The sequence below is a fragment of the Mycobacterium sp. 1245852.3 genome, from assembly GCF_001669335.1.
GTDB classification, from domain to species: Bacteria; Actinomycetota; Actinomycetes; order Mycobacteriales; family Mycobacteriaceae; genus Mycobacterium; species Mycobacterium europaeum_A.
In genome coordinates this window covers 1-5,872 of record NZ_LZLL01000191.1, presented here as the reverse complement: position 1 = coordinate 5,872, position 5,872 = coordinate 1, and the positions used below count along the sequence as shown (strand labels likewise).

Genomic DNA, 5,872 nt, shown 5'->3' with positions numbered 1-5,872 from the left:
AGGATGGGTTACATGGCAATAGAGAACTGGTGCGACGCGGTCGAGATCCACCCATCGCAGATCCGGGTTGGTGACGTTATCGGCACGCGGCGCCCCACCGAATTGCGGCTGACGGTCAAGATGATCAGTGCTCCGCAGAGTGGTCCGGGGCAGTGGACGTTTTTCAGCCGAGACGACAACGGTCAACAGCGGACCAGTACGTTCGGAGAAGGCGAATTGGTCCGCAGGTACGCCAAAGCATCTTGACGTCCACGCACCCCACCGCCGATCAGCGACGTTGAGTGGTGGAGCCGTCGGTGTCGGGCCGATCGGAAAACGTCGGGTGCTCCACCGGTTTTGCGGAGCTTTCGCCCGAGGCGACATGCTTCGGTGCCTCGGGGTGGGAAAACAGGTTCGACTGGTCCATGGGCTGTCCTTCCGAATGAAAAGTTCGGCCGATACGCACTGTTACTGGCGTCGGACGACGATCGAATCGCACGGCGACCTCATTCGTGGTTCGTTCGCGATTCGCGGTGACCGCAAGAACGCGGTTCCTCTCCACTGTACAGGCAGCGGGCGAGTACACGCCGTGTTCAGGTGAAATGCGGCCTGGGCGCCGCTTCCGCCGGTCGCGGGGTGCCATCTTCGGGGTCGATATGCAGATGAAATAGCAAGCGCCACAACTAGTTTAGAAATGGCGCAGGTTCGTGCTACCCTGGGCAGGCATGGGTGTGTTTGGTACATCCGCATTTGATGAGAGAAGTAAGTAAATGACACAGGGAACTGTGAAATGGTTCAACGGTGAAAAGGGCTTCGGCTTCATCACCCCTGACGACGGCACGAAGGATCTCTTCGTCCACTACTCCGAGATCCAGGGCAACGGCTATCGCTCACTCGACGAAAACCAGCGTGTTCAGTTCGAGGTGGAGCAAGGTGCCAAGGGACCCCAGGCGGTAGGAGTCAGCGCCGTCTGAAATTCACATACGTCACGGTGGGCTGGTGCGAATATCTTCGTACCAGCCCACTGCTTTTCTGACGCCTGGACGCCGGTAGCGACGACACCTGGCGCCTCACCCGATCCGGGCCGGCCGACCGGGATAATGACCGCATGCGTCTCACCTGGGTGCTGCGATCGACCATTGCGGTGTCGCTGGTCTGGGTGGGCGCCGCACTAACGCCACCGGCCTCGGGCGATCCCGATATCCCGCCGGTCGGCGACGCCGCGCGAGCGGCCGGTTTCGTGGACATCCGCAGCGTCGTTCCCGATGCGGTCCTCGATCTGCGCTACGCGACGACGAACAATTTCACCCACACGCAGCTGTATCCCTCCGACGCCAGATGCCTTGTGCACCAATCGATGGCGCCCGGCCTTGCCGCCGCGGCCGGCGCCCTGCGCCCGCAGGGCCACCTGCTGGTGTTCTGGGACTGCTATCGCCCGCACGAGGTTCAGGTCAAGATGTTCCACCTGGTTCCCAACCCCGCGTGGGTGGCACGCCCGGGTCCGTACGCGCACAGCCACGAGTCGGGGCGCTCGGTGGACGTGACGTTCACGACGGCTCAGCAGCCGTGCTCGTCCGGGCTGCATGCCGGTGGGCTCTGCCTGGCCGACATGGGCACCGACTTCGACGACTTCACCTCTCGGGCAACCGCTTTCAATACCCAAGGCATCAGTGCCGACGCGGTGGCGAACCGAGCCGCGCTACGGAACGCGATGAACTACGGCGGGTTGAAGGTGTATTCGGGGGAGTGGTGGCATTTCGACGGCCCGGGCGCCGGTGTCGACCAACCGATTCTCGACGTGCCCGTCGACTGATCTGTCTCAATACATGAGACAGAAATACCATATTATGGGCGGTACGCGTAGTCTTCCAGGCGAGCCACGCAGGCAAGGAAGGCCACCATGGACGACGAACACCGAGCGGCCTACACGCACGGACACCACGAGTCGGTGCTGCGCTCCCACCAGCGACGCACCGCCGAGGACTCCGCGGCCTACCTGCTGGCGCACCTGAAACCGGGGCTGTCGGTGCTCGACGTCGGTTGCGGGCCCGGGACCATCACCGCCGACCTGGCCGCGCGGGTCGCGCCCGGTCCGGTCATTGCCGTCGATCAGGTCCCCGATGTGCTCGGCGTGGCCCGCGCCGAGGTCGAGCAACGGAAGCTGTCCAACGTCTCGTTCGGGACCGCCGACGTGCACAAGCTCGAATTTCCCAACGGCACTTTCGATGTCGTGCACGCGCATCAGGTGCTGCAGCACGTCGCCGATCCGGTGGCGGCGCTGCGAGAGATGCGACGGGTGTGCGCGCCGGGCGGCATCGTGGCGGCCCGGGATGCCGACTACTCGGGTTTCGTCTGGTATCCCGAGCTGCCGGCGCTCGACCTGTGGCGCGACCTCTACCAGCGCGTCGCGCGCGCCAACCGTGGCGAACCGGACGCGGGGCGGCGTCTGCTGTCGTGGGCGCAGCAGGCGGGATTCACCGACATCACGCCCACCGGCAGCCTGTGGTGCTATGCCACGCCCGCGACTCGCGACTGGTGGGGCGAAATGTGGGCCGACCGAATCCTGCACTCCACCGTGGCCCGCGACCTGGTACGCCTCGAGCTGGCCACCGGTGCGCAGCTCGAAGAGATCTCCGCCGCGTGGCGTGAATGGGCCGCCGCCCAAGACGGTTGGATCGCCATACCGCACGGCGAAATCCTTTGCCGCGCGTAGGACTCAGTCGAGGAACAGGTCCGGAATCGGTTGGTCGCCGCCGCCGTAGCGGGACAGGTCCGCGACTCCGGCGGAGTGCAGAACATCGGCGTCGATGTAGCAGTTGCCGGTGGCCTCCCGGCTGGGGCGTGAGACGATCTCGACGGCCGCGTCGGCCATGATCTCCGGGCTGCGCGACGACTCGGCCAGCTTGTCTCCGTCGGCCATATTCGCCACCGCGGCGGTCGCGATATAGGTCTGCGGCCAAAGGCAATTCACGCCGATCCCGGCGTCGGCGAATTCCGCAGCCCAGCCCAGCGACAGCAGCGTCATCCCGTACTTGGACAGCGTGTAAGCGGGGTGGGCCCCCAGCCAGCGCGGGTTCATGTTCACCGGCGGCGAGATGGTCAGCACGTGCGGGTTGGCCGATTTCTCCAGATGTGGCACGCACGCCTTGGTCAGCAGGAAGGTGCCCCGCAGGTTGATCTCCTGCATCAGGTCGTACTTCTTGGCCGGCAACGTGGCGGTCGGTTCCACCGCGATGGCGCTGGCGTTGTTGACACAGACGTCGACGCCGCCGAAGCGCTGCACCGCCGCATCCACCACCCGCTGCACGTCCTCTTCGCGGCGGACGTCGCCGACGACGGCCAGCGCCTTGCCGCCGGCGGCCTCGACCTCGGCGGCTGCCGTGTGAACGGTGCCGGGCAGGCGGGGATGCGGGGTGTCGGTCTTGGCGAGCAGCACCACGTTGGCGCCCTGCCGGGCCGCACCGATTCCGATCGCCAGCCCGATTCCGCGGCTGCCGCCGGAGATGACGACGGTGCGATCGACGAGCGAACCGTTGGGCATGGAGTCTCCTTTTACCTGGTCAACCGTATGGTATTGGCATTCTCTTTTTTTGCAAGTACGTTATTCACCGATGGATAATACGGCCCACACTCCGTCTGGTATCCCGCTGCAGCCCGTCTACGGGCCGGGGGACGTGCACGCGGAGCCTCCGCAGCCGGGGGAGTTCCCCTTCACCCGGGGTAACTTCGCGTCCGGCTACCGCGGCAAGCTCTGGACCTTCCGGCAGTACTCCGGCTTCGGCACCGCCGAGGAATCCAACCGCCGCTACCGCTACCTGCTGGAGCAGGGCGGGACGGGTCTGTCGGTGGCGCTCGACCTGCCCACCCAGTGCGGGTACGACTCCGACGACCCGGAGTTCGGCGAGGAGGTCGGCCGCGTCGGCGTCGCGGTGGACACCCTGGCCGACTTCGAGATCCTGTTCGACGGCATCCCGCTGGACAAGCTCAGCACGAGCATGACGATCAACGGAACCGCGGCGATCCTGCTGGCGTTCTACGTCGCCGCCGCCGAGAAGAAGGGAATCCCGCGGGCCAAGCTCACCGGCACCATCCAGAACGACATCCTCAAGGAGTACGCCTCGCGCGGTACCTGGATCTGGCCGCCGGAGCCGTCCCTGCGGCTGATCGCCGACACCATCGAGTTCTGCGCGGCCGAAGTTCCGCGGTTCAACGCGATTTCGGTGGCGGGGGCGCATTTCCGCGATGCCGGGGCCAACGCGGTGCAGGAGATGGCGTTCACCCTGGCCGACGGGGTGACCTATTGCGACACCGTGGTCGAGCGCGGCCGCATGACGATCGACCAGTTCGCGCCGCAGATCTCGTTCTTCTTCTACACCCACGGCGACTTCTTCGAGGAGATCGCCAAATACCGTGCGGGGCGAAGACGTTGGGCGACGATCGTGCAGGAGCGCTACGGGGCGAAAACGGCCAAGGCGGCGATGTTCCGCTTCGGTTGCGTCTGCGGCGGCGCCTCGCTGTACGCGCCGCAGGCCCACAACAACATCGTCCGGGTCGCCTACGAGGCGATGGCCGCGGTGCTGGGCGGTGTCCAGTCGATGTTCACCGCGGCCTGGGACGAACCGTTCGCCCTGCCCACCGAGGAAACCACGACCCTGGCGCTGCGCACCCAGCAGATCCTGGCGCACGAGACCGGGGTGGCCAGCGTCGCCGACCCGCTCGGCGGCTCCTACTTCGTCGAGGCGCTGACCGATGCCACCGAGGAGCGCATCATCGAGATCATGTCCGACCTCGAGCGGCACGGCGGGATGGTCCAGGCCATCGAGGACGGTTACCTGCAGGGCCTGATCGCCGACGAGGCGTTCAAGCTGCACCAGGACGTCGAAGCCGGCACCCGGCCGGTCGTCGGGGTCAACCGGTTCGTGACCGAGGAGCCCGAGCACGACGTGGTCACCTACGAACTCGACGCGGAGGGCCGCGACCTGCAACTCAAGCGGCTGTCCAAGGTCAAGGCCGAAAGGGATTCGGCTGCAGTGGAATCCACGTTGGCCGCGCTGTCACGGTCGGCCGAGGGAGACGACAACCTGATGCACAAGCTGATCGATTGCGCCAACGCCTACTGCACGGTCGGGGAAATGGTGTCCGCGCTCAAGGCGGTCTGGGGCGAATTCCAGCAACCGGTGGTGTTTTAGATGACGGCCCGCATTCTCGTCGCCAAACCCGGCCTGGACGGGCACGACCGCGGCGCCAAGATTGTCGCCCGCACCCTGCGTGACGCCGGTTTCGAGGTCATCTACACCGGCATCCGGCAGCGCATCGAAGACATCGCGTCCATCGCCGTCCAGGAGGACGTCGCCGTCGTCGGCCTGAGCATCCTGTCGGGTGCGCACCTGGCGCTGACCGCCCGGACCATCGAAGCGCTGCGCGCCGCCGATGCGGCCGACATCGCCGTCGTCGTCGGCGGGACGATCCCGCATGCGGACGTACCCAAGCTGCTATCGGCCGGTGCGGCAGCGGTATTCCCCACCGGGACACCGCTGGAGAACCTGGTGCGCGAGATCCGCAAACTGACCGACACGGCGGACATCGACTCAAACGAGCCAGCCCTGGAGGAACCGTGCGCGTCGGAGTAATGATCGGCGCCGAGCGTGGCGATATGGCCCGCAAGGTGGACAGGCTGGTCTCCGACATCGAATGGGCCGAATCCGCGGGCCTGGACACGGCGTGGATGCCGCAGGTACCCAACGACTTCGACTGCCTGACCATGGTGTCGCTGATGGCCGCCCACAGCTCACGCATCGAGCTGGGCACCGCCGTGGTGCCGCTGCAGGCCCAGCACCCCATCGCCCTTGCCCGCCAGGCCCTCTCGACACACGCGGTGGCCGGCGGCCGGCTT

General features: G+C 66.2%; 9 protein-coding genes. 7 read left to right on the top strand and 2 right to left on the bottom strand.

Annotated elements, in window-relative coordinates:
- Positions 1 to 12 precede the first annotated feature (12 nt).
- Positions 13 to 246 (top strand): hypothetical protein, encoded by a 234-nt coding sequence (locus A9W96_RS08495; protein ID WP_066865864.1) that lies wholly within the window; start codon positions 13 to 15, stop codon positions 244 to 246.
- A gap of 22 nt (positions 247 to 268) precedes the next feature.
- On the opposite strand, the gene A9W96_RS32125 is transcribed toward A9W96_RS08495, so the two are convergent.
- Entirely contained in the window at positions 269 to 406 is a 138-nt protein-coding gene (locus A9W96_RS32125) for a hypothetical protein (protein WP_197498060.1), read from the bottom strand.
- A gap of 343 nt (positions 407 to 749) precedes the next feature.
- On the opposite strand from A9W96_RS32125, the gene A9W96_RS08490 reads away from it, so the two are divergent.
- From A9W96_RS08490 to A9W96_RS08480, 3 genes are all read left to right on the top strand, one after another.
- Entirely contained in the window at positions 750 to 953 is a 204-nt protein-coding gene (locus A9W96_RS08490) for a cold-shock protein (protein WP_066865609.1), read from the top strand.
- Between the two features lie 134 nt (positions 954 to 1,087).
- Positions 1,088 to 1,792: a M15 family metallopeptidase gene (locus A9W96_RS08485; protein ID WP_067138931.1), complete on the top strand. Its 705-nt coding sequence runs from the start codon at positions 1,088 to 1,090 to the stop codon at positions 1,790 to 1,792.
- A gap of 87 nt (positions 1,793 to 1,879) precedes the next feature.
- The gene (locus A9W96_RS08480) at positions 1,880 to 2,692 is read left to right on the top strand and encodes a methyltransferase domain-containing protein (protein ID WP_067138928.1); all 813 of its coding nucleotides are present in this window, start codon (positions 1,880 to 1,882) and stop codon (positions 2,690 to 2,692) included.
- Positions 2,693 to 2,695: 3 nt separating this feature from the next.
- Here the strand turns inward: A9W96_RS08480 and A9W96_RS08475 are convergent, their stop codons facing one another.
- Entirely contained in the window at positions 2,696 to 3,520 is an 825-nt protein-coding gene (locus A9W96_RS08475) for an NAD(P)-dependent oxidoreductase (protein ID WP_066865617.1), read from the bottom strand.
- A 70-nt stretch (positions 3,521 to 3,590) separates the two neighbouring features.
- Between A9W96_RS08475 and A9W96_RS08470 the strand changes: the two genes are divergently transcribed.
- The 3 genes from A9W96_RS08470 to A9W96_RS08460 all read left to right on the top strand — a co-directional run.
- Entirely contained in the window at positions 3,591 to 5,168 is a 1,578-nt protein-coding gene (locus tag A9W96_RS08470) for a methylmalonyl-CoA mutase family protein (protein ID WP_066865620.1), read from the top strand.
- Entirely contained in the window at positions 5,169 to 5,609 is a 441-nt protein-coding gene (locus A9W96_RS08465) for a cobalamin-dependent protein (RefSeq protein WP_066877291.1), read from the top strand.
- Positions 5,594 to 5,872, top strand: a 279-nt coding sequence (locus A9W96_RS08460; protein ID WP_156765160.1) for an LLM class flavin-dependent oxidoreductase, incomplete at its 3' end; no start/stop codon positions are given. The genes A9W96_RS08465 and A9W96_RS08460, both read left to right, overlap by 16 nt.